Source organism: Granulicella sp. S156 (assembly GCF_009766105.1).
Classification (GTDB): Bacteria; Acidobacteriota; Terriglobia; order Terriglobales; family Acidobacteriaceae; genus Granulicella.
In genome coordinates this window covers 157,265-180,402 of record NZ_LMUH01000009.1, presented here as the reverse complement: position 1 = coordinate 180,402, position 23,138 = coordinate 157,265, and the positions used below count along the sequence as shown (strand labels likewise).

The window sequence follows — 23,138 nt, the reverse complement described above, 5'->3', positions numbered from 1 at the left end:
CTTTGCATCTGGGCACCCGGATTTGTGGCAGTAGATAAAATGCTCCTATGCTCTCCGCTATCCAATCTCTTCGCGAGCGATACCTTCGCGGCGAGACCGATCCCATCACCGAACTCGACGCTGCTCTCGCAAAGGCCAACAGCAATGCGGGTCGCAACGTCTACCTCGTGCACGAAGCCGCGTGGTCGCGGGCCGAAGCAGCAAAGCTCCGGCGCGAGGACATGGAACGACAGCTGCTCTGGGGTATTCCCGTCTCGCTAAAAGATTGCTTCGATCTTGGAGGTTTCACCACCTCCTATGGTTCGAACTTCTATCGTGAACACAACGGCGTTGCCGCTGAAGACTCCGCCGTCGCCGAACGCCTGCGCGCTGTGGGTGCTGTCGTCACCGGCAAGACTCATCTCCATCAGCTGGCCTACGGCATCACCGGAGAAAATCGCGACTTCGGCGATTGCGTGCAGCCACGTGACCCCACGCTGCTTACCGGAGGTTCATCTAGCGGCGCGGCGGCCAGCGTACAGGAGGGCTCTGCACTGGCGGCCATCGGCACCGATACGGGCGGATCGATTCGAGTTCCCGCCGCGCTGTGTGGACTCGCGGGCTATCGGTCGTCTCTTACTCTTCAGGACGATCTCTGGCGCGGCGGCGCACATCTTGCCTCCTCGTTCGACACCCTGGGCTGGCTCTATCGTGATCTGCGTGATGGCCCTCTGCTAGCGCAGACGCTGTTCGGACTCACGCCAACAGCAGCAGCACCGCTTCGCTCGCCGCGTATCGGCATCCCGCAAAGCGAATTTCTGCACGATTGCGAAGCCGATGTTCTGGCTACGCTGCAGCACTGGCAGCAGATCTTCAGGGAACAACAAGCAAACATCGCGACCTTCGATGCGGCGTACTGGAACGATGCACTCAGCCTCTTTGCGCCCATTCAGGCGCACGAGGCAGCAGCACTGCATCGCGGCCACTTTCACCACTTCGAGGCCGCCATCGCCGAACGCCTTGCCTGGGGTGCAACCCTTCCCGAGCCGGAGATCTCAAGCCTGCGTCTCAAGCTCGCCGCATTTCGCGAGACTACGACCGCGCTCTTCGAGAGCTTCGACTACCTCCTGCTGCCGTGCAGCCCCATGTCCGCACTGTTCGCCAACCAAGACCAGTCGCAGACGCGCGTGCGTATCCTGCGTTACACCGCTCCCATCAGCCTGGCGGGCCTGCCGGTCGTTACCCTGCCGGGGACTGCCGGGGGACTGCAACTCGTTGGCCCGCTCGGCGGCGATGCGGAATTGCTGGCGTTCAGTGCCAAATTTGCGGAAGGGCATGCTACGCTGCACGCATGAACCCTGCGTGCGCCGCCCGAATCTCCTCTCGGATCCTTGCCCCGTCCTTCGTTCTGTTCCTGCTGTTGTTATCTGCTGCAGGCTGCCGCTCGCATAACGACAGCACAGGCCTGACTCCCGTAAAGTTCCAGGCCGACTGGTACCCGCAGCCGGAGCACGGTGGTTTCTACACCGCACTCGTAAAGGGCTACTACAAAGCCGAAGGGCTCGACGTTCAGATCGTCCCTGGTGGCCCCTACATCTCAAGCGAGACTCTGGTCGCCAGTGGGACGGTACAGTTCGGCATGAATTCGTCCGACCATGTGCTCGAAGCGGTCGCCAATACCGGAGAGCCGCTGATCGCCGTCGGCGCTACCATGCAGCACGACCCACAGGGCATCCTGGTGCGCGCTAGTTCGCCCGTGCATACCTGGACCGACCTGGACGGCCGCACTGTCGCCGTGAAACCCGGCTCTACGTGGTGGGAGTTCATCGTCAAGCGCTTCAACCTTACACACGTTCGCGAGATCCCCGCGACATACTCGGTCGCCAACTTCCTGCAAGACCCTAACTACATTCAGCAGGCCTTCGTCACCTCAGAACCTTACTTCGCGCAGAAGGGCGGCGTCCCCACGCGCATGCTGCTCAATAGCGACGCTGGCTATAACCCGTACCGTGTCTTCTACACTTCGCAGGCCTACGCACAACAGCATCCTGATATCGTGGCAAAGTTCGTGCGTGCCTCGTTACGTGGCTGGCACGATTACCTCGCCGACCCCACTGCCGCCAACGCACTCATCCAGAAACTGAACCCCGCGCTCAACGCCGAGTGGATGAACTATAGCTATACGCAGTTAAAGAATGGCCATTACATCGACGGTGACGATCCCTCCGGTGCGCAGTTAGGCCAGTTCGACCCGGCACGCTGGAACACGATGTATCAGCAACTGCTCGACCTGCATGTCATCCAAAAGCCCATCGACCCTTCAACCGCCTATACGACGAAGTTTCTGAAGTAACTATGTCTGAGACCGGACGTCAGCTTGCGCGACAGATCTTTGCCGAAGCCATGGCAGCAACCACCGTCGAGGCAGCGTGTGCCCGTGCGCTGGCAGTACACGACAACGCACTCGTCGCAGGAGAGCGGAGCTATGACCTGGCGCCGCGCCCAGGAACAGGGACTCGACCCGGAGCATAGTCTTCAGGCCTTCGATGCCTACCCGCTCTTCGCCTCTCTGGGAGATGCCATCGTCACCGGCCGCTCCGGGAATAATCTCCGCGATCTTCGTATTCTGCTTTCGGGCGCAAGCCTTCGTTGAGAAAGGATCCAAAAGCATTTTCTCCCTGACCTGCTTCCCTGGATGCTTACCCCGCTAGCCCAGACAGGCAGAAGGCTGCGATACTGGAAGAGCGCCAGGATGCACGCGCAGCCGATGTCTACCAGTGTCACCAATCCGCCGAACGACGCCACCGAAACAGCACGACTTCGGAAACGGGCGAACTCGAGCTTCGACAAGACTCTGCGCAGCGCACGCTCCACGATCGCCTTTCGCGAGACGGTCAACCTCGCCATCGACAGCTTCCGCGCCAGCAAAACGCGCTTTCTGCTCACCATGCTCGGCATGGTGATCGGCTCGGCATCCATCGTGCTGGTCGTGACCCTGGGCCTCACCGGAAGACAATATGCACTGGACACCATCTCCGGCCTTGGCCCCAACAAAGTAGAAATGCAGTACACCGGGGGCATTACCATGGGTCCGGATAACGTGAGCACGCCCGACTACATGACCATCGAAGACATGCAAACGGTCGACAACCAGGTGCCCGGTATCATTGCCAGCTCTCCCATGCTGGAGTTCCACGACGACATCTCGATAGGTAACGGCATGACCAAAGAGGCCATGCTGCTCGGCGTAAACCCACAGTACAAAGAGGTGCGGAACCTTAAGGTCATGGCTGGCCGTTTCTTCGACGACCAGGACGCAACTAGCCATGCCAAAGTTGCCGTAATCTTTGGGCCCATGGCCCGCCAGCTCTACACTAGCTACGCTGACGCAATCGGTCACCAGATCTCCATCCGCGGCATCCCTTTCACGATCATCGGCGTCTTCCTGGAGAGCATCGATACTCAAGGTCAGTCGGAGATCAGCTCGGACCGAACCCTGCTGGTTCCCTACGAGGTCGCACGCTACTTCACAGGCAGCAACGACCTGAAGGAGATCTTCTTCAGCATGCGGACCAGTAAAGAGGTGGAACCCGGTGCGGCACAAATCACCCAGATCATCCACAACCGCCATTACCCCACCAGCGAGTATAAGGCGCAGACGCTGACTGACTGGATCAGAATTATGGCCAAGATCGCCGATATGCTTTTGCTCGTAATGATCCTGGGCTCGGCGATTACGCTGACGGTGTCCGGCGTGGGCATCATGAACTCGATGCTTGCGAATGTGCAATCCCGCATTCGTGAGATCGGCATACGCAAGGCGATGGGAGCAACCAGCCGCGAGATACGAATGCAGTTCCTGACGGAGGCTGTGTTTCTATCGTTGGCCGGGGGCCTCGTCGGTACGGTGCTGGGGATGGCGTTGCCGTTCAGCGTGCGCTTCTTCTCCGACTTTAAGATTCCGGTTTCGGCATGGAGCGCGGTGATCGCGCTGGCGACATCGGTAGTGGTCGGCGTAATCTTCGGAACACTCCCGGCGAACCGCGCCGCGAAGCTCGATCCGGTAGCGACCCTGAAATACGAGTAGGCCGACGTCGTCAACGCGCCTCTGCATCGAAGACGCCGGTTTCTACAGTCGACCCGTGTTTCATCTGGACGAAGATGCGGTAACGGCCGGATGACGGAAAACCATAAGGGAATTCAACGGTTGGCGAGATAGCCTCGGGAGACATGTTCATTCCAGGCATTGAGTCCATCCCACCTGTGCTTTCCATACCGGATGCTTGCGGATTCTGATCGGGGTTCGCCAGCATCATCGCCGGCATGGCCGCTGAGCCTTCCGGATGCGTGTGGGCAAAGGTGCTTCCGTCGGCCTTTACGAAAGCAGCGTGACCAGCCATTCCGAGATACGGCTGCATATCCGTCGCAGGCTTCTCTGCGGGATCGAGCAGCGTGAAGCGGAAGGAGTACCCCTTGTTAGCTTCGATGTCAGCTGGCTTGTCCCACACCATTCTGTAGCCGTCGGGGAGTTTGTAAGAGGAGCCCAATTCCCCGACAGACAATGCAGGAGGCGCTGCGCTGGCGTCCTCAGACGACAACGGCGCTGTGGACATGCCTACGGGCACAGTGAGCGTTGCGGTCTCAGTCTCAGCAAAACCGTCGGGAAAGACAACATCCGCGAAGAGCTTGTAGGTTCCGGGCGGCATCGAGGGCAACGTATCGCGCAGTCCCTGCTTGCCCACTGGTTCCGGATGCAGATGAAACGCCGCATCCATCTCCGGCATGCGGATCGCGTACAGGTGCATCAGGTGGCCATGATCCGGCAGCAGATCGGCGTTGTTCAGTGCGACCCAAGCTCCGGGTTCTTTCGGGGCAGGGTTGCCAATGAGCAGATCGAGTGTGTTGCCTCTCAGCGTCAGACGAAGTTCGGAGGCGCGATAGATTTGCGCGGTGCTTTCGGCAGCCAGCACGTTCCACCAATGGCCATAGCCGAAGGCCAGCAGGCCGACAATGACCAGTGTCACAGCCCTTGCAACCACAGTACGGCTACGCTGGTCCGGTTCGGGCTCTATGCCGGGGCCAAGCTGTGCCTCGCCGGCAGAGGCATCCACGATGCACACCAAACCGATGACCAAAATGATGCCAAGGACGCCCAGCAGAGTTCCCAAAGGGCGCTGCATGTGGCGGATCTCCGTAGGCATAGCAGGTACGGGAACACTGGTTGTCTCGGGTCCCGCAGCTCCGTCAACAGCGACGCGCACCTTCCATGACCCCGGGTTCATGAGCCAGAGGAAGCCGGTATAAAATGCGGGGTCTACTTTCGAAGGCTTCAGGAGATCCGGCGCAGGAGGGTGCTTCGAGGCCTCGCCGCTCATCGGTATCGGCGTAATACTGAGCGAGCCGATGGCAGAGCCGGTGCTGCGCACTTCGATCGTTGCGAGGCCCGGAATGACCCGCGGAGGGCGAATCGTAATGAAGAGTTTGTAGGAACCGGCGGTGACTTGCTCGAAGACATCCTTGTTGCCCACGTGCGCGTAGGCCGGGATAACGAGCACAGCGAGAAGCAGCAGCCAGACGGAACGCTTCATCGCTGTACCCTGCGCATCCAGCGACCGAAGCCCAGGCCGATCCAGGTAGAGACAGACGCATAGGCAACAGCCATAGCAAGCCCCCTGGCGAGAATCAAGCCGTGTTGAGGGAAGAAAAACCGTCGGCCACGGTCCCAGCCGAAGGGGTTCGTGTTGTAGTCGACGTACATTGTGCCAAAGAAACGGTTCTGGCTGGCGTGCGACATCAGAAAATTAGCGAAGGGCCATTCCGCTGCTACGAGCACCGCGATGAAAACAACACCTGAGGCAAGCGCGATCTGCCAAGACTTCCAGTCACGCACGCGCTGCCATAGCAAGTCGAGCGCGAACGCAGGAACGATGATGAGAATCGGAAACTTCCCCGGAATAAAGTGCGTGACCTCGTTGAAGACCGGCCCAACCCTCGGCGTCGCGGGAAACAACGGCAGGATGAGGATTTCGCCGATGACAAAGACCGTATACACGGCGGCGGTGACTGTCGCGGCCCAACGCAAGCGCGATGCCTGCGAAAACGTCATCAACAGAATAGGCACCGCGAAGCCGATGTAGAGGTAGGGTGTAGCCCGATGAAGAAAGATATCCCCGACCTTGAACTGTATGTAGCCCATCTGGGCGCAGACAGCCAGCCCGCCGAGGTAGAGGAACAGGGTTTGAAGGCTCCTGAAGTTGGAGGCGCCGCTCAGTGCTGCGCGGTTCATTGCCGCAAGAATCAGGAGCAGTATCCCGAACGAAACCGCTCGTAAGCCGAGCAAAAGCACCATATGCGGTGGGCTCGCGATCTTTAGATCGAGCCCATAAGCGCTATGCCACCAGTTGTCGAAAGGCGCCGAGGTCAGCATCGTAATGCCGCCCCACCCCGCGAGAAACACACCGAGCGGGGCGCGCAGTCCCAGTACGCGCACGGACACTGCGCGCACTTCACGAGCTTCTTGACTGCTGCCGAAGGTCGCACTCAGCATCAGCCACAGGCCGACGATGCCCACCAGAATTCCGCCCACGTAGATCGCCATGTGGGCCGGTGTCCAGAAGGTGTCGCGGCCGATCGAGCGGTGCCAGGAGACGTCCCACGCCCCGCCGATGCTGGACGAAGTCAGCGCGACAACACCCACCCAGATATACCAGGGCACCGATGCGGCTCGTTCAGAAGAGGCCTCTAGAACGGCTGGCGCAGATGCGGCGGATGACATGGTGTCTCTCTAGGGTGCATCTTACAAAGCAGCGTGCTTGCGACCAATTCTACGCGGAGCCAAGCGTGTCTCAAAAACAAAACGGCGCCACCAAAAGGTGGCGCCGTTCGATCTGCCAGGTATGTCGCTAACGAAGATCGTTAGTCGCGGTTGTCATCGAGCTCGCCCGTGTAGAGCGAAACGAAGCCGGTGTCATTGTCTTCCACAACACCTTCCGCACCCTCAGGAGCGTCGCTCTTGATGGTGACCTGTACGTGCGCCGTAACTTCGCGATGAATCTTGACCGGCACATGGAACTCGCCGGTAGTCTTCAGCGGCTCGTCCAGGTGGATCTTGCGGCGATCGATCGTGTAGCCCTGGGCTTCGAGTTCGCGCGCGATGTCCTGCGACGTGACCGAACCAAACAGGTGACCGCCGTCGCCGGTCTTGCGCTCGAACACCAATGCGATCTCGTTGAGCTTTCCGCCGAGCTCTTCAGCTCCGGCCTTTTCGCCAGCCGACTTGCGGATGGCCGACGCCTTCATCTGCTCGATGACGGCCTTGTTCGCTGCGGTAGCCTCAATAGCCAGCTTGCCGGGCAGCAGGTAGTTGCGGCCATAACCCGCAGCGACTTTGACCACATCGCCACGGTGACCGAGCTTGTTCACATCTTCCTTCAGGATGACTTCCATGACACTTCTCCAGACTTACTCAAGCTTGCCCGCGGGTTAGTACCCTAACCCCGGACAAGGTGCGCGCCTAGCCGGCGCAGGTTCAAAACTAGAAACGCGCGGCGTAAGGCAGCAGGGCGATAGCGCGAGCCTGCTTGATGGCCTTGGTCAGCTTGCGCTGGAACGGAGCGCTGGTGCCCGTGAGGCGGCGCGGAATGATCTTGCCGCGATCCGACACGAACTGCTGTAGCAGGCGCACGTCGCGGTAGCTGATCGTGTCGATCTTCTCCACCGTGAACTTGCAGACCTTCTTGCGGCGGAAGAACTTGCGTCCGCCAGGGCCGCCACCGGGGCCACCCGTGCGAGGAGGACGCGAACCGCCCTCGGGACGCGGACGGAAGCCGCCCGAGGAGGGAGCTCCGGCAGACTGTGCCGGGGCAGGAGTAGATGCTGCGGGTGCTGCTTGATTTGTCTCGTCAGCCATGTTGCTTATCCTTTTTTATTGCCGGTAGCTTAGTGCCTGCCGGCCGGTTCTGCTGTTTGCGCTCCAGACCCGCGTGGGGGCCTCTGGACTTGGTCTTTCTTAGAAAGACCGTGGAAGCGTCAGGCAGCGTTGCTATGGTCCTATCAGCGAGCTCTGCAAACAGAGACTCGCGAAGCTTGCATTAAACTTCTGCGGCAACCGGCTCGGAAGCGGCAACAGCTTCAGCCTCGGGCTCGACTGCTTCAACAGCCGGAGCTTCGGCGACCGGTGCGGCGGCCTCAGGGCTGGATGTCGGCAGCGCGCTGCGCTTCACATGGGCGTCGCGGTGAGCCTTGATCTTGGCCACGCGCTTGTCTTCCTCGTCCATACGCACGGTGATGAACTTGATGACCGGCTCGGAGACGCGGAGACGACGCTCGATCTCGGAGATCAGCGAGGCGGGCGCTTCGACGACGAGCAGGACGTAGAAACCGTCGTTGAACTTCTGGACGGTGTAGGCCAGACGGCGGCGGCCCATCTTCTCGGTGGTCTTCACAACGCCGCCACCCGTGGTGACGTAGCCGGAGAAGGTCTCGACGAGCTTGTCGAGCTCGGCCTCTTCAACGTCAGGCCGAACGATAAACATGATTTCGTAAGTGCGATTCATAGTGTTTCTTTCTGCGGGGTTCTGCCCCGCACCGCTTCGGTTGTTGCTTCCTACCCAACTCCGAAGTTCGGTGTGGAAGATTAGTCTTTCTAACTCTCGGGTTCAACCTTGCGATTGAACTCATTCATTGCCGCACTGACACCTTTCGTCAGAACAGCCTCGACTGCGCGTACCGCCTGGTCGAGCACTTCATCCAGCACCACTAACTCTGTTTTGCGCATTGCCGATAACAGATAGGTAGTGCCTCCTGCTTTTACCTCACGCCCGGTTTCGAGCGGCGGTTTGCCGATCCCGATTCGGATGCGAAGCCACTCCTCCGTGCCAAGCACTCCGGAGATCGATTTCACTCCGTTGTGCCCGCCCGCCGAGCCGCGTTCCCTGATGCGAAGCGTGCCTAGCGGGATTGCCAGCTCGTCATAGAGGACAATCAGGTCCTGGACGCCAAGCTCCAACTCATTCAACAGAGCGGCTACCGAAAGCCCGCTCAGGTTCATAAAGGTCTCGGGCTTAGCCAGCAGAACATCGTGCCCTGCAAGCCTTGTCCGCACCGTCAGCGCTCGTCCGCGACGATTGGCAATCTGCGCATCACATATCTCCGCGATGCGGTCCACTGCCAGAAACCCGGCATTGTGCGGTGTGAAAGCGTACTCCGGACCAGGATTCCCAAGACCGACGATAAGTTTCACAACCGCAATGCCTTTCAGTTCTCAGCTGTCAGTTCTCAGTTGTCAGTTGCCTCGCAATTACGGAGAACTGATCACTGAAAACTGACAACCTCCAATTACTTCTTGCCCTTATCGGCAGCCGCAGCATCAGCAGCAGGTGCATCCTGCTTGCCCTTCTTGGCGACTTCCGGCTCAGACGGACCAGCAACCGGCTCCGGCTCGGCTTCAGCCTTCGCCACGGTGACGTGTGCAACGAGTGCATCCTCCTCATCGAGGAAGGTCAACTTGTCTGTGTGCGGCAGGTCCGAGATGTGGATCGCGCCGTTGATATCCAGGTTCGACACATCGATATCGATGTGGCTAGGAATATCGCCAGGAAGGCACTCCACCTCAACCTCGTGCAGCACCTGACCCAGAATGCCACCGCTCGCCTTGACGCCAACGGGAACGCCGACCAACTGAACCGGTACGGACACGCGCATAGCCTTGTCCATCGCAATGCGCTTCAGGTCGATGTGCAGCAGCTTGCCCTTGATGGGCTCGTTCTGCCAATCGACGATCATGACCTTGGTCGCGCCCTTACCTTCGATCGTGAGATCGAAGATGGTGTTGTGACCGGAGTCCGAGTACAGAATCTTGGTGATGACCTTGGGGTCGACCGTGACGGCCACCGACTCCTGGCCCGCGCCGTACACAACGGCGGGAATCAGACCCGAGACACGCACGCGGCGCGCGTGGTTCTTGTTGAAAGTCCCGGTACGGGGTGTTGCCACTACTGCTTCGATCTTGCTGTTGCTTGCCATGTTGTTTTCCTTTCGGGCACGAAAAGCAGGAAACAGGAAGTAGCAAACAGGAAACAGCCCTGTCGCACTTCTATCTCTCTACCGGCTCGCTCCCTTTGCGGCTCTCGCCGCGAGTTATTGTTGCGTTCAAAACTTCTTGCAGTTTCCTGCACTAATTGAAGAGCGTCGAAACCGACGTCTCCATGTGAATGCTCTCGATCGCACGGCCCAACAGACCTGCGATGGAAAGCACCTTGATCTTGCTTACCTTTAGCGCGGCCTCGGAGAGAGGGATCGTGTTGGTGACAACCAACTCCTCCAGCCCCGAATTCGCGATTCGCTCCACAGCCGGCCCGGAGAGCACGGCATGCGAGGCGCAGGCATAAACTTTTTCCGCTCCCTGTTCGAGCAATGCGTCGGCGGTTTTCACCAGCGTTCCTGCCGTATCGACGATGTCGTCGAGGATCAGGCAGGTTCGTCCGCGTACTTCGCCGATCACGTTCATCACTTCGGTCACGTTGATGTCGGTGCGCCGCTTGTCGACGATCGCCAACGGTACTTCTAATTTCTTTGCAAAAAATCTGGCGCGTTCCACGCCGCCCGCATCGGGGCTTACTACAGTAAGGTTCGGCAGTTTCAAGTCCCGAAAGTACCCGACCAGCACCGGGCTGGCGAACAAATGGTCGACAGGGATATTGAAGAAGCCCTGAATCTGCGCTGCATGCAGGTCGACAAACAAAGCGCGATTGGCTCCGGCCGTCGTCAAAAGGTCTGCGACGAGCTTCGAAGTAATCGCCACGCGAGGCCGGTCTTTGCGGTCCTGACGTGCATACCCGTAATACGGAACGACGACCGTAATTCGCCCTGCTGAGGCGCGGCGGAGCGCGTCCATCATAATCAGCAGTTCGACGAGGTTCTGGTCGACCGGGTGGCAGGTGGGCTGGACGAGGAATACGTCTACGCCGCGCACATTTTCAAGGAGCTGAAAGTGGGTTTCGCCGTCGGAGAAGCGCTGCAAACGCGTCTCGCCGACGGGTACACCCAGGAATTTACCGATCTCCTCCGTCAACGGCCGGTTCGCCGAGCCGGAGAAGATCTTGAAGCGCTTATCGTCACTCAGGCGCGAGGAGCGTTTTTTCTCCGCCGCCGCCTTTGCTCCCGAAGCAGAGGTTGCCGGTGTTAATACAAACTCGGCAGCTTGCTTCGGTTGCTCCAGCTCGGCCTGGGCCGTGGCGCTGGAGCCATTGTTAGAACTCGGGGAAGGAACCGCAGTCGTGTCTTGTTCGTTCACGTAGAAATCCTCCAGGTTGGTTGACCTATGGGTATCTCAAAACTGCTCTGTCTTACTTCTTGCAGCCGGGCTTGTTTCTGCACCGGCCATTTGCATAACTGCGAGACTTCGGTTCCCTATCGGCTGCCAGCGGATCGTGTTTCCTTCTCCGCTGCGCCGCTAACTCTGCTACTCCCGCGCATCGGCTTTGTGCCGAACTACATGTGCGGGCCTTGCTCAATCCTCTGGCGATAAAGTTTCCATCGCCGAAAAATCAAAAGCTCCCTTGTTACTTGCTCGGAGGATTTAGAGAACTAAACCTGGCGAACGATCTAAGTGGTTGGGCGACTAGGATTCGAACCTAGACAAAGTGCGTCAAAGGCACTTGACCTACCATTAGTCGATCGCCCAGTACTGCCGGTGCGCTTCATACGCATTTACCGGCAACGCTACTCTGCGAACATCGTATCCCAATAGGCCGCGCGAGGCAGAGTCTCCGTGAGGATCGCCTGCGTGCCGGACTGCTGGACACGTTGTTGAGCGGCGCGTGCGTCTGCCTGGGACCCATAGAGTCCAAACAACGCCGAACCTGAACCGGACAACGCCGCATACAGCGCGCTGCCGCCGGAATCAGTACCCATCAATTCACGCTTGGTTGAACGCAAGGAGGGATGCTGTGAAAACGCTACTTCTTCGAAGTCGTTTTCGATCCCGGTGCGGACAAGCGTGAGAAGAGGGTTCTCAGCCAGATCACTCGTCCTGCGAGTGATACCGGAGAGGCCAGGATCGACACCATCTGTTGTCCAGATAGCAGCCAGAACGCGGCTCAACTCACTTAGTTTATCGGGAGGCTGTTGAAAAGTCAACGCTGGCCCACTCTCGGCGCTCGTGCCCAGCCTCTCGCTCCTGGCATCCAGGTCTCGAAACGCCTGCGCGGTTGAGACCCCGACAGACGGAATCGCCACAACACAGAGAGTCGCTGGAAGATCGGGCAAAGGATAGACTTCCTCGCCGCGCCCCAGCCCCAGGACCGACCCGCCCAGCAGAAACAGTGGCACATCCGAACCGACCTCAGCCGCCAGATCTAACCGCTCCGGCCCCGGCAGCGCCTTGCCAAGTTCGCGCTCCAGCCCGAGTAACGCGGCAACGGCATTCGCAGATCCCGCACCCATGCCTCCCTGCACCGGCAACCGCTTCTGGATGTCGATCTCCACCTCTGCCACAACGCCCATCCGAGCCAGTGCGCCTTCGACCATCTTCCAGGCCGTATTCCGGGCATCCGTTGGGACAGCCCTGTGGTCAGCGGTAAGACGGATCGTTGTGGAGGATGAGGCCCGGGCACTTACCGTCACAAAGTCATGCAGCGCCAGCGTCTGGTACATCGTCGCGAGACCATGAAAGCCGTCCGCCCGAGCCGGGCCGACCGCCAGCCCGAGGTTGATCTTGGAAAACGAACGAACGCGTGTGGACATACGACTGCCATTCTAGCCGGGGCCTCCGCGAGCCACATAAAGAGCTAAGATAAGTCTACGGAGTGTGCGCGATGGCAAACTCGGTCCTTGTTCCCGTCAGCGAGTACCTGAACAGCATGTATCACCCCGACTGCGACTATCTCGACGGTGAGCTGAAGGAGCGCAACGTGGGAGAGCAGCCACACTCAGAACTACAGGCGATCCTCACCCGCATCTTCGGGATACACAAACAGGACTGGGATATTCGCGTACTCACCGAACAGCGGGTCCAGGTATCCGAAATGCGGTTTCGTATTCCCGATATCTGCATTCTTCATAGGCATGATCCCAAAGACCGCATCGTCCACTGGGCTCCCCTGCTCTGCATTGAGGTGCTCTCCGAAGAAGATCGGCTAACCGAACTTCAAACGAAGGTAGACGAATTTGCTGCGCTCGGCGTAGCGAACATCTGGGTGCTCGACCCATGGAAGCGCAAGGCCTACTACGCTTCCACTCGTGGATTCGAACAGCCATCAGACGGAATGCTGCGCATTGCCGGAACACCGATAGAGATTTCGCTTCAGGAAATATTTGCAGAGCTGGACGAGTTTTAAACCAGCGCCTCGCGCATCAGTTCGACCTTTATCGGAGCTGGCCTTGACTGAAAGCATTCCAGGGGCAGCACCCAACACGTGGCGCCTGTCTCATCCGTTTCGATACGTTCAAAACCAAGCGCGCCATACATCTCACGCACCATGCCATTCTTTTCCGTCGGACGATACGCTCCGATAAGCCGCTTCATTCCGCGTGCTGCACAGGCTTCCGCCAATACATTCAGGCAAGCCTCTTCCACCTTGCGGCCAAGCACACGGCAACTCATCAGCCATGTCTCGATCATCGCCTCTCCGGACGGGCACATCCGCGCCATCAGCACAGCGATAATCCCGTTATCTCCGAAGCGATCGGCAAGCCGCATCTGCAGGGTCACCATTTTGGGGTCGGACATCAGCGCGGCAACCTCAGGTTCAGTCATCCTCTGGGTCGTCAGGTTGAACTGGTTGGTCTTGTTGATGAGCTGCGTGATGCGCGTCAGTCCCAGGCTGTCGAAGGGCGTTGCCATCATCGTCATGTGCAGCGACTCCAGATAGCTGCCGATGTCGGTTGCGATCTCGCGCACTTGTTCGCGCTCAGCATTGGCCTGATAGAGCTTGCAGCGGCTGTGGTCTTCTTCCGTCGTGCGCAGACCCTCAAAGTAGCCTGCTGCTGCAAGCGTCGCGGCATATCCCGCCGGGTCTTCCGGCATCTCCGGCACGGCGACCATCGGCAACTCGCGACGAATGAGTTCGCGCTCGGAGGGATTGTCGTCGACGAAGACCAACGCATCCAGACCAATATTCAACTGCTTCGCAATGCTCCGCAGGTTCGTTGCTTTGTCGGTCCAGTTCGCTACAAAGCAGGCGATATCCTTCGTACCCAAAACCATCTCCGGATGACGCTCGAAGGGTTCCAGTGCGTTCTCGCGATCGTTCTTGGAACATACCGCGAGGATGACCCCGCGGAGGCTCAGGCCCTTCACGTAGCGTTGGAATTCGACGAAGGCCTCGCCCTGTCCACTGCCCTGACCCAGCACGATGCCGTTCAAGCCATCGTCGCCGACCACGCCGCCCCACAGTGTGTTGTCGAGGTCGAGCACCAGACATTTGGCCGAGCGTCCGCGACCGGCAGCTACCAGCCGCGCTACCTGTTCGCCATACATCTCCGCCGCGCAGGGGTGGACCTCGTGCTTGGAGTGGTGCCACATGCCGGGGTCGTACCATGCGGCGAGACCCTCCGATGCAATGAGCCGGTCGAGTGCCAGCAGCTCGACGCTGGCCTCCGCAGCCGCCGGACGCAGCGACTCATTGATACGCGAGAGGATCGCAGCAGGAGACTGCGGCAGCCGCTCCTCGTTATTGCCCATGAGGTTGGAGAAGACTGGCATGGCGGTCTGCTGCAGCACCTGGCAGGCGAAGCTCTCTTTGGCTTGCCGCCAGCAGCAGCGCATGAGCCCAAGCGCGTCGTCCGCACCCTGCGCTGCTGCGAGATGCCGCGCATCGAACGCAAACAGAACAACGTCAGGGCGGAACTCGTGTAAGCCCGAAGCCTTATCCACCAGCTCCTGCGGATACATGCCGTAGGGAGTTTCGTAGATCTCGATATTCAGCCTGCGGCGCAGACCGGCGACACGAATTCCCGGAGCCAGATGCGCCGTCGTCGCTGAACCGAGGACCGCCAGCCGAACGCGCTCGAAGCCGGGCAGCTCACCGTTATGGCAAGCCAGAAACCGTTGCACGGTGCGATCCAGGCGGACGACCTGCGAGAACTCCATCCGGCTGACCGCCAGTTCGCCAAGTTGGGCCGCCACTTCGGTTGGAGGCAGAGCCTTCACCGCGCGCAGTTGGCTGTCCCAATTCTCGCGTACTGGTAGCCAGTTCAGATGCATCCGTGAACGATCTCCCTTTGCTTCCCCAGCTTGAAAGCCGGGTACTGCGAGCCGCCTCGATTGTACGGCTACACCTTTGTTAGAGACGTATCAAACAACATGCTGGTTATCGTGGCCCGGAATGCGATGCTTTTGTTCTTCGTCGTCATCCTGAAGCGTAGCTGAAGGACCCCCGCATTCGTGTCACCACTTTGCGGGGGGTCCTTCGCCTACGGCTCAGGATGACGGCGAAAAACAGACAACGGCAAAAGCAAAAATGCTTTCTACTCTCCCATCAACTTCCGCGTTAGATAGGTATAGGTCAGGGCCCAGGTCTTGGCTTGCTCCTTGAGGTCGGCACCCGCTGCGTGACCGCCTTCGATGATCTCGTCATAGAAGAACGGCTCGTGATACTCCTCCATCTTCGCGGCGAACTTGCGGGCGTGCTGTGGGCCCACGCGGTCGTCCTTGGTGGTGGTGAAGATCAGCGGCTCGGGATACTTCACATCCGGCTTGAGCTGGTTGTACGGCGAGATCGAGGCCAGGAACGTGCGCTGCTCCGGAATCGAAACCGAACCGTACTCACCCACCCAGCTTGCGCCGGCCGCGATCTGCTCAAAGCGCAGCATGTCGAGCAGCGGCACCTGGATGACCACGGCGTTCCAGAGATCCGGATGTTGTGTCATCTCCACGCCCATCAGCAGACCACCGTTCGATCCACCCATGATGCCCAGATGCTTCGGCGAAGTAATCTTGCGGGCGATCAGGTCTTCACCAACCGCGGCGAAGTCATCGTAGATGCGCTGACGGTTTGTTTTGAGACCAGCCTCATGCCATGCGGGACCGAACTCACCACCACCACGGATGTTTGCCAGGACAAAGACGCCGCCGTTTTCCAGCCACAGCTTGCCGATGTTCGCGGAGTAAGAAGGCGTCTCCGACACCTCAAAGCCGCCATAGGCGTTCAGCAGCGTTGCATTGGAACCGTTGTACTGGATGTCCTTGCGATGCACGACGAAGTACGGGATCTTTGTTCCATCCTTCGAGGTCGCCTCCAACTGCTCGACTACATCCTTCGACGCATCGAAGCGAGCGGGCTCGGTCTTCTCCAGCTTCAACGAAGCCGTTGAAGCATTGCCCAGCCATAGTGACGAGGGCGTCAGAAAACCCGTGATGGAGAGGAAGAAGGTGTCGTCGCTCTCGTTGGTGGTTACTACGCCGACAGTCGAGTTCTCCGGCACGGGCAGGCTCTTCTTCGTCCAGCCGGTCGCGGTCGGGGTGTAGATATAAGCCCTGCCCTGCACGTGGTCCAGGGTGGTGAGCAGCAAGCGAGACTTGGTCGTATCCGTTCCCTGCAAAAACTCCCGCGCCGTTGGCTCAAAGACTACAGCCGGCTTCAGATGCGCGGGGTCTTTCACTACGTCAGCGAGTTTTATCTCCAGCAGCGATCCCGACTTGAAGCTCCTGGCCTGCCCTGCAGGCGTCCAGTCCTCATTGATCGAGAGCAGTACGCGGCTGTCGATCATTCCGGCGAGACTGGCTTTCAGGGGAATGGACAGCTGCTTCAGACCTTGCGGTGTCTGCACAAAGCTCTGCTGTTCGAAGAAGCTCACACCGCGCGTGAACACTGTCAGAGAGTGGCCCTGCGTGTCGTGGAGGGTATAGGCACCGGCGCTGATGTCCGACTCCTGCCCACGGAAGACTTCTTTCGCGGTGTCGAGCGGCGTGCCGCGCTTCCACTCCTTCACGACGAACGGGTAACCCGACTTGGTCATCGTGCCTGGGCCCCAGTCACGCGCGACCAACAAGGTATCTTTGTCCAGCCAGCTTGCACTCTGTTTGCTGTGCGGAAGCGTAAAGCCGCCCTCTACAAACTGTCCGGTCTTCAGGTCGAACTCGCGCATCGTGTCCGCATCTTCACCACCAGCGGAGAGACCGACCAGGCAATAGTGGTCTCCCGGATAGAGGCAGTCGAGCCCGTGCGCGACCCACTTCACGTTGTCCTGCTTGCCCAGGGCGTCGTAGTCGATCACGGTCTGCCACTTGGGCTGCGCAGCGAGGTAGTCAGCGAGGCTGGTCTTGCGGAAGATTCCGTTCACATGCTGCGCATCGCGCCAGAAGTTGTAGACATCGCCGCCGCGAAGGTCGGGATAGGGCAGGCGATCGGGAGCCTGCGAGAGCTTCAGCGCCTCTTCGTGATACGCCGCGAAGTGCGGGTCGTTTTCGAGCACATTGGCGGTGCGTTCGTTCTCAGCCTTCACCCAGCTCATGGCCCGGTCGCTGGAGACATCTTCCAGCCAGATGTACTTGTCCGTGTCGGCCGTCGGACCCTGCTGCGCGAGCATTCGCGCTGCGCCACCCAAAACCAATACAGCCGTCAGCACGACGGCCGATCTTCTCACTCGTTCCCGCATGTCCACTCCTGATTTCGCCGTTGCAGCGCGTACCGCTACTCTACCTCGGGGCAACAGCGTTGGGGAAAAGCGAACCAGGGATTTTCGCTGGATACCAACTGTTGGACATTGCAGTAAAACCGTCTTTTGGCCCTGGCATTTTATCGTGCGATTATCGCTCGCGGAGGGCCCGACACAAATATCGCGAAGCATGCCACGTTTTGCCACAAGAATGATGGTCTTTTCTGCGCCAGGGGCGTCAGTATATGTGGAAGTCCACCTCGATATTCATATCCACTTTGACTGGCTTGCCGTTCAGCGTCCCGGGCTTGAACTTGTACTGGCGGACGGCCTCGATGGCCTTTTCATCCAGTCCCATACCCACGCCACGGGTCACACGAATGTGCGTCGGATTTCCATGCTCGTCTACCACTAGATAGATCTCGACATTGCCCGAAAACTTCTCCCTGCGAGCCTCTTCAGAGAACTCAGCGTCAACCTCGTAGAGCGGTACCGGTGCATGCACTGAGCCGCCGGGATGCATCACCCCACCGCCGACATTGCCACCTGAACCAGGCCCAATGCCGTTCCCATCCCCCGAGCCAATGCCCGTACCGCTGCCCATGCCCAGTGAAAAACCCTTCAGCGATGAGTTCGGGTTGCCGATGTTGGGCATCGTGCTGTCGGCCATCTTCAGGTCGGGCTGGGCAACGACCGTAGGTTCCACCGCCAGTTTGGGTGGGATGGTTGGCGGGGCCATGGGCGGAACAATCTGCTGCAGGGCCAGCCTGGGCAGATGCCCTTGCGTGACCGGTGCGAGATCATGCTGGCCTCCTCCGCCACCGACTATGTCCGGTTTCGGTGCGACCAGTAGGTGCGGGGCAGTCAGTTGAGTCATGACCATCTTGCCCGGCACAATCGTCGGTATATGCCGGGCGGCTAACGCAAAGATCACCAGAATCACAGCCGCATGGGCTCCTACAGCCACACCCATCGAAGCCGCACTGGCTCGCGTGGCAACACGTTCGGCAAAGGCAAACGGCCGTGAGGTCTCTTCCTGCGCCAGGTGAGCCAGAAGCCGCTGCTCCAATCCTTTGGGGGTCTCAGTCGAAGAGCGTTCACGCAGAACGCTCTGCAGCAGCGCATTGAATTCGCCGAACTCGTGCATTGCAATCACTTCGCTCATCGCCTTCTCCCTATTCCTGCCACAGCCACCTGATTGAGAGTTCTTGCCTCAAACCGCGCCCGTAACTCTGTTCTGGCCCGCATCAGCCGCGTTCGCACGGTGCCCTCGGGCAGGCCCAGCATCAGACCGACCTCTCGCGAATTCAGCTCCTCTATGGCGGAGAGCAGCAGCGGCTCGCGCAGCTCGTCTGACAACGTGTCGATGAGTTCGTGCAGCAGTGCCCGCTCATCGCTCTCCGCAACTGCTGACTCAGGCGTAGGCCGTGCGTCGGGCAATCGCAGCTCCGCGCCTTCGTCGTCCACAGAGACCGAACGTATTCGCATCCGGTCGAGCGCTGTTCGCCAAACCACTCTGGCTAGAAATGCCCGCTCGTCTTCCATCGCCCGCCAGGCCTCGCTGCGATACAGCTTGAGCAGCGCGTCCTGTACGGCGTCCTCTGCGTCCTGCGGGTGGCGCAGGACGCTATGGGCTACGCGATAGAGAAACCTCGCGTGTTCGGCGACGATCCGTGTAAAGGCGGACTCGCGTGTCTGGTTGGGAACTGCCATCGTCGGCTGCGGCACCGTGTCCCTTCATTGATCAAGACCGGGCGGATGGCAAAAGTGTTCATGGGTTTTGAAGTATTTTTTGAGAGAGATCCCACCCTGTCGGCATTACGCCAGCCCCGAAAGGGCGACCTATCGAGGCAATCCACGATAGACCGCCCTTTCAGGGCTCATCTTCTCCTTGCCCTGTTACCCAGGGTTTCACCCTGGGCTGTGATAGAGCCGCCCCTTCGGGGCTGGTTTTGTGGCTAGTGGGCGTCGAGTTCGATCTTGCCGACGACTCTGGGTGGGCGCTTGAGGAAGAAGACCAGCGGCAGCATGGCGGCCAGCAGGTAGCCAAACATGCGGTATTGATCCATATAGGCCAGCAAGGACGCCTGCCGGTGCACCTGCTCATACATCAGCGCCAGCCCGGCATAGGCCTGGTCCGAGGCGGCTCCGCCCCGTATTGAGCCCATCGCATGAGACGCTTGTTGAACAAGTGGGTTGGTCGTCGACAGGTTCGCCGTGAGGTAGGTCTGGTGGGTCTGCTGGGCGCGTTGCAGGAAGGTGCTCGAAAGCGCGATACCTATACTGCCACCCTCGTTGCGTACCAGCGCATAGATGCCGGCAGCGTTGCTGCTCTGGTCCGTCGGCAGAAAGCGGAACATGATCGTACTGAGCGGCACTGTGGTCATACCCAGGCCCATGATCTGTAGGACGCGCGGCCAGATAAAGTTCGATTCGGCCAGCTGCAGGTTGCCCAGCGAGAGCCACCAGGTGCCCAGGGCGATGGTGACGATGCCTACGAAGATCATGCGCCGCGCGTCCATGCCCTTGCTCAGCAGCCACCCAATCATCGGGATCTCGATCATCGTGACCAAACCCGCCGGCGAAACGGCCAGCCCGGCTGTGGTCGCGTCATACCCCATCAACTCCTGCATGAACTGCGGCAGAAGGAATGTCGTCGCATAGAGCGCCGTATAGAGACCCAGCACGATCATGCAGCAGAAGAGGAAGTTGCGCTCTTTCAACAAACGCAGGTTTACGACGGGAGTCTTTACGTGCAGCTCCCACAGGATCGCGCCTGCAATGGAGAAGACGGCGATCGCCGCACACCACGCGATGAACGTTGAGCCAAACCAGTCCAGCTCCTGGCCGCGGTCGAGCACAATCTCCAACGTTGCCAACCCGAGACTCACCAAAGCCAGCCCACCGATATCGATCTGCAGCTTCTTGCCCTTTTGCAGCAAGCGTTTCGCGGTCAGATGCGCCGGGTCGACCAGCACCATGCGGGTAAAGAACGCGCACAGGATGCCTACCGGAATATTGATGTAGAAGATCCAGCGCCAGGAGTAGTTATCGGTGATCCAGCCGCCCAGAGTCGGCCCCAACACCGGGGCGCACAGAATCGCGATCGTATAGACCGCCATCGCCATGCCGCGCTTCTCGCCGGGAAACGCATCGGCCAGAATCGCCTGCACCGAGGGCTGCAAGCCGCCGCCGGCCAGGCCCTGCAGGACGCGAAACACGACCAGCATGCCCAACGTGGGAGCCAAGCCGCAGCAGGCCGAAAATACCGTAAAAAGGGTTACCGAGAAGAGGTAGAAGTTTTTGCGCCCCATCACGCTGGAGATCCAGCCGCTGATGGGGAGGATGATCGCGTTGGCGACGAGGTAGCTGGTCAGCACCCAGGTGCTCTCATCCTGCGAGGCGGAGAGGCTGCCCGCGATGTGGGGCAGCGCGACGTTCGCGATGGAGGTGTCCAGCACCTCCATGAACGTGCCCATCGTGACGACCAGCGCGATGATCCAAGGATTAAATATGCGCGGTTCGGGGGCGGCTTTTGGCTCAACATGCGGCCAGAGATCGCGGCCCAGCAGCGCCTCCGGTTCAAGTTCCAGTATCTCTTCTACGGCTGTTGACCCACCAGTCACAAAAATGACTCCTCAGTCATTAGAGCATCCGGGCAGCCGATGGACTCACTATGCTAGGTTGATTTTGTGCCTTCCGCTCCCAAGACCTCGTCCAGCCGCCGGGTGCTGACCGAACTGCGCCGCCAGGAGATCCTCGCGGCCGCCATTAAGGTGTTTGGAAAGAAGGGTTTCGCCGACACTCGCGCCGAAGATGTCGCGGCTGCCGCGAAGATCGCCAAGGGCACGCTCTATCTCTATTTCAAATCCAAGGAAGACATCTACGCGACGGCGGTGCGGCATACCGTCGATCAGTTGCGAACGCTGGTGGCGGAGCGCGTATCGGCTGTCAACGGCGTGCGGGGCAAACTGGCCGCGGCTATCGCCATCCGGATGGAGTTCTGGTTCGGCCAGCAGAACCTCTATCGCCTGCTGCTTACCGTTGGCCGCGAACCCAAACATCGCCGCCAGACGAACGAGGCCCTGCGTTTCGGCCATGACAGTTTTCTCGCCATCTTCCAAGAAGGGGTCGCTGCCGGAGAGCTGCGGGCTCAGGACTTCGATGCGCTCTGCTGGGCCATCCTGGATATGACCCGCGGCTGCAATGAACGCCGCCTCGACGGTGTTACGGATAGGACGCCGCAGCAGGATGCCGAGTTCATTCTTGAGGCAGCGCTGCGGAGTCTTGGGATTTGAAACGCGCAAGATTGGGTATCCTGAATGGTATCGGCGCTTGCCATTCAGGATAAAAACTATGCCATCGTTCCTGCCGGGCGTTACAAAAGCCTTGACGCAACGGGCGCAACGGTTCGCAAAGAAACGCGACGGCTGTAGTGCTTAGGGCAAGCATCTTCTGAAACACAAATGCCGTCGCGTTTTTTTGCGAACCGTTGCGTCAAGGCTTTTGTAGCATTCCACAGTGCAGCGATGGTTGGGCTTGATGACAGGCCCTAGCTTTTCTTTCCGGGTTCGCCCTGGAGCAGAGAGGATGTCAGGTTCCAGAAGGCGCACATTACCGGGGACATCCACTTGTCCTGATGGCGAAACATCTGCGTGAAGACCAGTAGCGGCTTCCTTGGCCAGTCCACGGGAACCAGGGTTCCGCGCTTCAGTTCGTTTGCGATGACGACTTCCGGAAGTACCGCAATGCCCATGGTGGCCAGGGCGCATTGCTTGATGGCTTCGACACTCAGGAACTCGAGCGACGCGCCAAGGGGCGCCCCTTCTCCGATCAAGGTGCGTTCAAACAGAGCGCGGTAGCTGCACGCGCGGTCCGTCAGCAACACCTGCTGCTGAGCGATCGCCTCTGCCTTGACCTTCTTCTTGCCTGCCAACGGATGCTGCGGTGAGACCGCCAGCACGATCGGCTCCGGTCGCAGGCACTCTATTTTCAGATGGGTGCTCCGCAGAGGAACGTCCAGCGTGAAGGCAATATCAACGTTTGGAGCGATGATGGTCCCGCCTGGTCCAATCTCACAGCTCTCGCTTGCGGTCAGCGAGAGATGAATGGCCGGATACTGAGCCTGAAATCGCTTCAGCAGTTCGGGCATCCGATATGCCAGCAACGTCTCCGGTGCACCTACGGTCAGCGTACCGGCCGGCTGTCCGTCGTTCTGCACCGCGCGCTTGGCCTCGTCCGCCATGTCCAGGAGTTTGTCTGCGTAGGTGAGCAGCTGCCGCCCCGCTAATGTCAGCTCCACACGACGGCCCATCCGATCGAAGAGTGGGACCGCCAGCTCTTCTTCCAAGCTATGGATCTGCGCCGTTACGCTCGATTGCGCGTAGTGCAGCAGGCTGGCAGCACGGGTAAAGCTCTTCTCCGTCGCCACCGTACGAAATGTCTTCAGTTCTCGCAGGTCGAGCATGACTCTACTATCGCATTTTTCGATGATTAGTATCGAAACAAATCGTTGGACGCGATGCCTGTGCGGTGTCACGCTGAATCATTACCTTGCCTCA

At 59.5% G+C, this 23,138-nt stretch carries 21 protein-coding genes and 1 tRNA gene; 6 read left to right on the top strand and 16 right to left on the bottom strand.

Translation table 11 applies throughout. From position 1 onward, the window contains the following. The first annotated feature begins 47 nt into the window (after window positions 1-47). From GSQ91_RS08355 to GSQ91_RS08340, 4 genes are all read left to right on the top strand, one after another. Window positions 48-1,334, top strand: a complete 1,287-nt coding sequence (locus tag GSQ91_RS08355) for an amidase (protein ID WP_158821030.1) — start codon at window positions 48-50, stop codon at window positions 1,332-1,334. Next, complete coding sequence (locus GSQ91_RS08350) at window positions 1,331-2,332, top strand: ABC transporter substrate-binding protein (protein WP_158821028.1); 1,002 nt, start codon at window positions 1,331-1,333, stop codon at window positions 2,330-2,332. The genes GSQ91_RS08355 and GSQ91_RS08350 overlap by 4 nt, the downstream gene beginning before the upstream one ends. Before the next feature lie 24 nt (window positions 2,333-2,356). Beyond that, complete coding sequence (locus GSQ91_RS08345) at window positions 2,357-2,632, top strand: MOFRL family protein (protein ID WP_158821026.1); 276 nt, start codon at window positions 2,357-2,359, stop codon at window positions 2,630-2,632. A 114-nt stretch (window positions 2,633-2,746) separates the two neighbouring features. After that, window positions 2,747-4,066: an ABC transporter permease gene (locus GSQ91_RS08340; RefSeq protein WP_158821024.1), complete on the top strand. Its 1,320-nt coding sequence runs from the start codon at window positions 2,747-2,749 to the stop codon at window positions 4,064-4,066. A gap of 10 nt (window positions 4,067-4,076) precedes the next feature. Here GSQ91_RS08340 and GSQ91_RS08335 read toward each other — a convergent pair whose 3' ends face one another. From GSQ91_RS08335 to ispE, 10 genes are all read right to left on the bottom strand, one after another. Further along, window positions 4,077-5,567, bottom strand: coding sequence for a hypothetical protein (locus tag GSQ91_RS08335; protein WP_158821022.1), 1,491 nt, complete (start codon window positions 5,565-5,567; stop codon window positions 4,077-4,079). Continuing rightward, a complete protein-coding gene (locus GSQ91_RS08330) occupies window positions 5,564-6,754 on the bottom strand; it encodes a hypothetical protein (RefSeq protein ID WP_158821020.1) in 1,191 nt (396 codons plus the stop codon). Before GSQ91_RS08330 ends, GSQ91_RS08335 begins: the two co-directional genes overlap by 4 nt. Before the next feature lie 140 nt (window positions 6,755-6,894). After that, entirely contained in the window at window positions 6,895-7,425 is a 531-nt protein-coding gene (rplI, locus tag GSQ91_RS08325; protein ID WP_158821017.1) for a 50S ribosomal protein L9, read from the bottom strand. Between the two features lie 88 nt (window positions 7,426-7,513). Next, window positions 7,514-7,888, bottom strand: a complete 375-nt coding sequence (gene rpsR / locus GSQ91_RS26215; protein ID WP_158821015.1) for a 30S ribosomal protein S18 — start codon at window positions 7,886-7,888, stop codon at window positions 7,514-7,516. 181 nt (window positions 7,889-8,069) lie between these two features. Further along, window positions 8,070-8,534 carry a 30S ribosomal protein S6 gene (gene rpsF, locus GSQ91_RS08315; RefSeq protein WP_158821013.1) on the bottom strand — a complete coding sequence of 155 codons (465 nt, stop codon included), beginning with the start codon at window positions 8,532-8,534 and terminating at the stop codon, window positions 8,070-8,072. Between the two features lie 89 nt (window positions 8,535-8,623). Continuing rightward, entirely contained in the window at window positions 8,624-9,220 is a 597-nt protein-coding gene (gene pth, locus GSQ91_RS08310; RefSeq protein WP_158821011.1) for an aminoacyl-tRNA hydrolase, read from the bottom strand. A 95-nt stretch (window positions 9,221-9,315) separates the two neighbouring features. Then, entirely contained in the window at window positions 9,316-10,002 is a 687-nt protein-coding gene (locus GSQ91_RS08305) for a 50S ribosomal protein L25 (RefSeq protein WP_158821009.1), read from the bottom strand. A gap of 151 nt (window positions 10,003-10,153) precedes the next feature. Beyond that, window positions 10,154-11,101: a ribose-phosphate pyrophosphokinase gene (locus GSQ91_RS08300; protein ID WP_174240667.1), complete on the bottom strand. Its 948-nt coding sequence runs from the start codon at window positions 11,099-11,101 to the stop codon at window positions 10,154-10,156. A gap of 487 nt (window positions 11,102-11,588) precedes the next feature. Then, window positions 11,589-11,662, bottom strand: a tRNA-Gln gene (locus GSQ91_RS08295). A gap of 38 nt (window positions 11,663-11,700) precedes the next feature. Next, complete coding sequence (gene ispE, locus GSQ91_RS08290) at window positions 11,701-12,723, bottom strand: 4-(cytidine 5'-diphospho)-2-C-methyl-D-erythritol kinase (protein WP_158821005.1); 1,023 nt, start codon at window positions 12,721-12,723, stop codon at window positions 11,701-11,703. Between the two features lie 71 nt (window positions 12,724-12,794). Here ispE and GSQ91_RS08285 point away from each other — a divergent pair, with 71 nt between their 5' ends. Continuing rightward, window positions 12,795-13,316: a Uma2 family endonuclease gene (locus GSQ91_RS08285; protein WP_158821003.1), complete on the top strand. Its 522-nt coding sequence runs from the start codon at window positions 12,795-12,797 to the stop codon at window positions 13,314-13,316. On the opposite strand, the gene GSQ91_RS08280 is transcribed toward GSQ91_RS08285, so the two are convergent. The 5 genes from GSQ91_RS08280 to GSQ91_RS08260 all read right to left on the bottom strand — a co-directional run bounded on the left by GSQ91_RS08280 (window position 13,313) and on the right by GSQ91_RS08260 (window position 21,203). After that, window positions 13,313-15,184, bottom strand: a complete 1,872-nt coding sequence (locus GSQ91_RS08280) for an HAD-IIIC family phosphatase (RefSeq protein WP_158821001.1) — start codon at window positions 15,182-15,184, stop codon at window positions 13,313-13,315. The two genes, GSQ91_RS08285 and GSQ91_RS08280, sit on opposite strands and share 4 nt — an antisense overlap. A 263-nt stretch (window positions 15,185-15,447) precedes the next feature. Next, window positions 15,448-17,577, bottom strand: a complete 2,130-nt coding sequence (locus GSQ91_RS08275) for a prolyl oligopeptidase family protein (RefSeq protein ID WP_158820999.1) — start codon at window positions 17,575-17,577, stop codon at window positions 15,448-15,450. 238 nt (window positions 17,578-17,815) lie between these two features. Continuing rightward, the gene (locus GSQ91_RS08270; protein WP_158820997.1) at window positions 17,816-18,742 is read right to left on the bottom strand and encodes an energy transducer TonB; all 927 of its coding nucleotides are present in this window, start codon (window positions 18,740-18,742) and stop codon (window positions 17,816-17,818) included. Continuing rightward, window positions 18,739-19,290, bottom strand: coding sequence for an RNA polymerase sigma factor (locus GSQ91_RS08265; protein WP_158820995.1), 552 nt, complete (start codon window positions 19,288-19,290; stop codon window positions 18,739-18,741). The genes GSQ91_RS08270 and GSQ91_RS08265 overlap by 4 nt, the downstream gene beginning before the upstream one ends. Before the next feature lie 245 nt (window positions 19,291-19,535). Beyond that, window positions 19,536-21,203 (bottom strand): DHA2 family efflux MFS transporter permease subunit, encoded by a 1,668-nt coding sequence (locus tag GSQ91_RS08260; RefSeq protein ID WP_158820993.1) that lies wholly within the window; start codon window positions 21,201-21,203, stop codon window positions 19,536-19,538. A 66-nt stretch (window positions 21,204-21,269) separates the two neighbouring features. Here GSQ91_RS08260 and GSQ91_RS08255 point away from each other — a divergent pair, with 66 nt between their 5' ends. Beyond that, window positions 21,270-21,875 carry a TetR/AcrR family transcriptional regulator gene (locus GSQ91_RS08255; protein WP_158820991.1) on the top strand — a complete coding sequence of 202 codons (606 nt, stop codon included), beginning with the start codon at window positions 21,270-21,272 and terminating at the stop codon, window positions 21,873-21,875. 254 nt (window positions 21,876-22,129) lie between these two features. On the opposite strand, the gene GSQ91_RS08250 is transcribed toward GSQ91_RS08255, so the two are convergent. After that, window positions 22,130-23,044 carry a LysR family transcriptional regulator gene (locus GSQ91_RS08250; RefSeq protein ID WP_158820989.1) on the bottom strand — a complete coding sequence of 305 codons (915 nt, stop codon included), beginning with the start codon at window positions 23,042-23,044 and terminating at the stop codon, window positions 22,130-22,132. Window positions 23,045-23,138 lie beyond the last annotated feature (94 nt).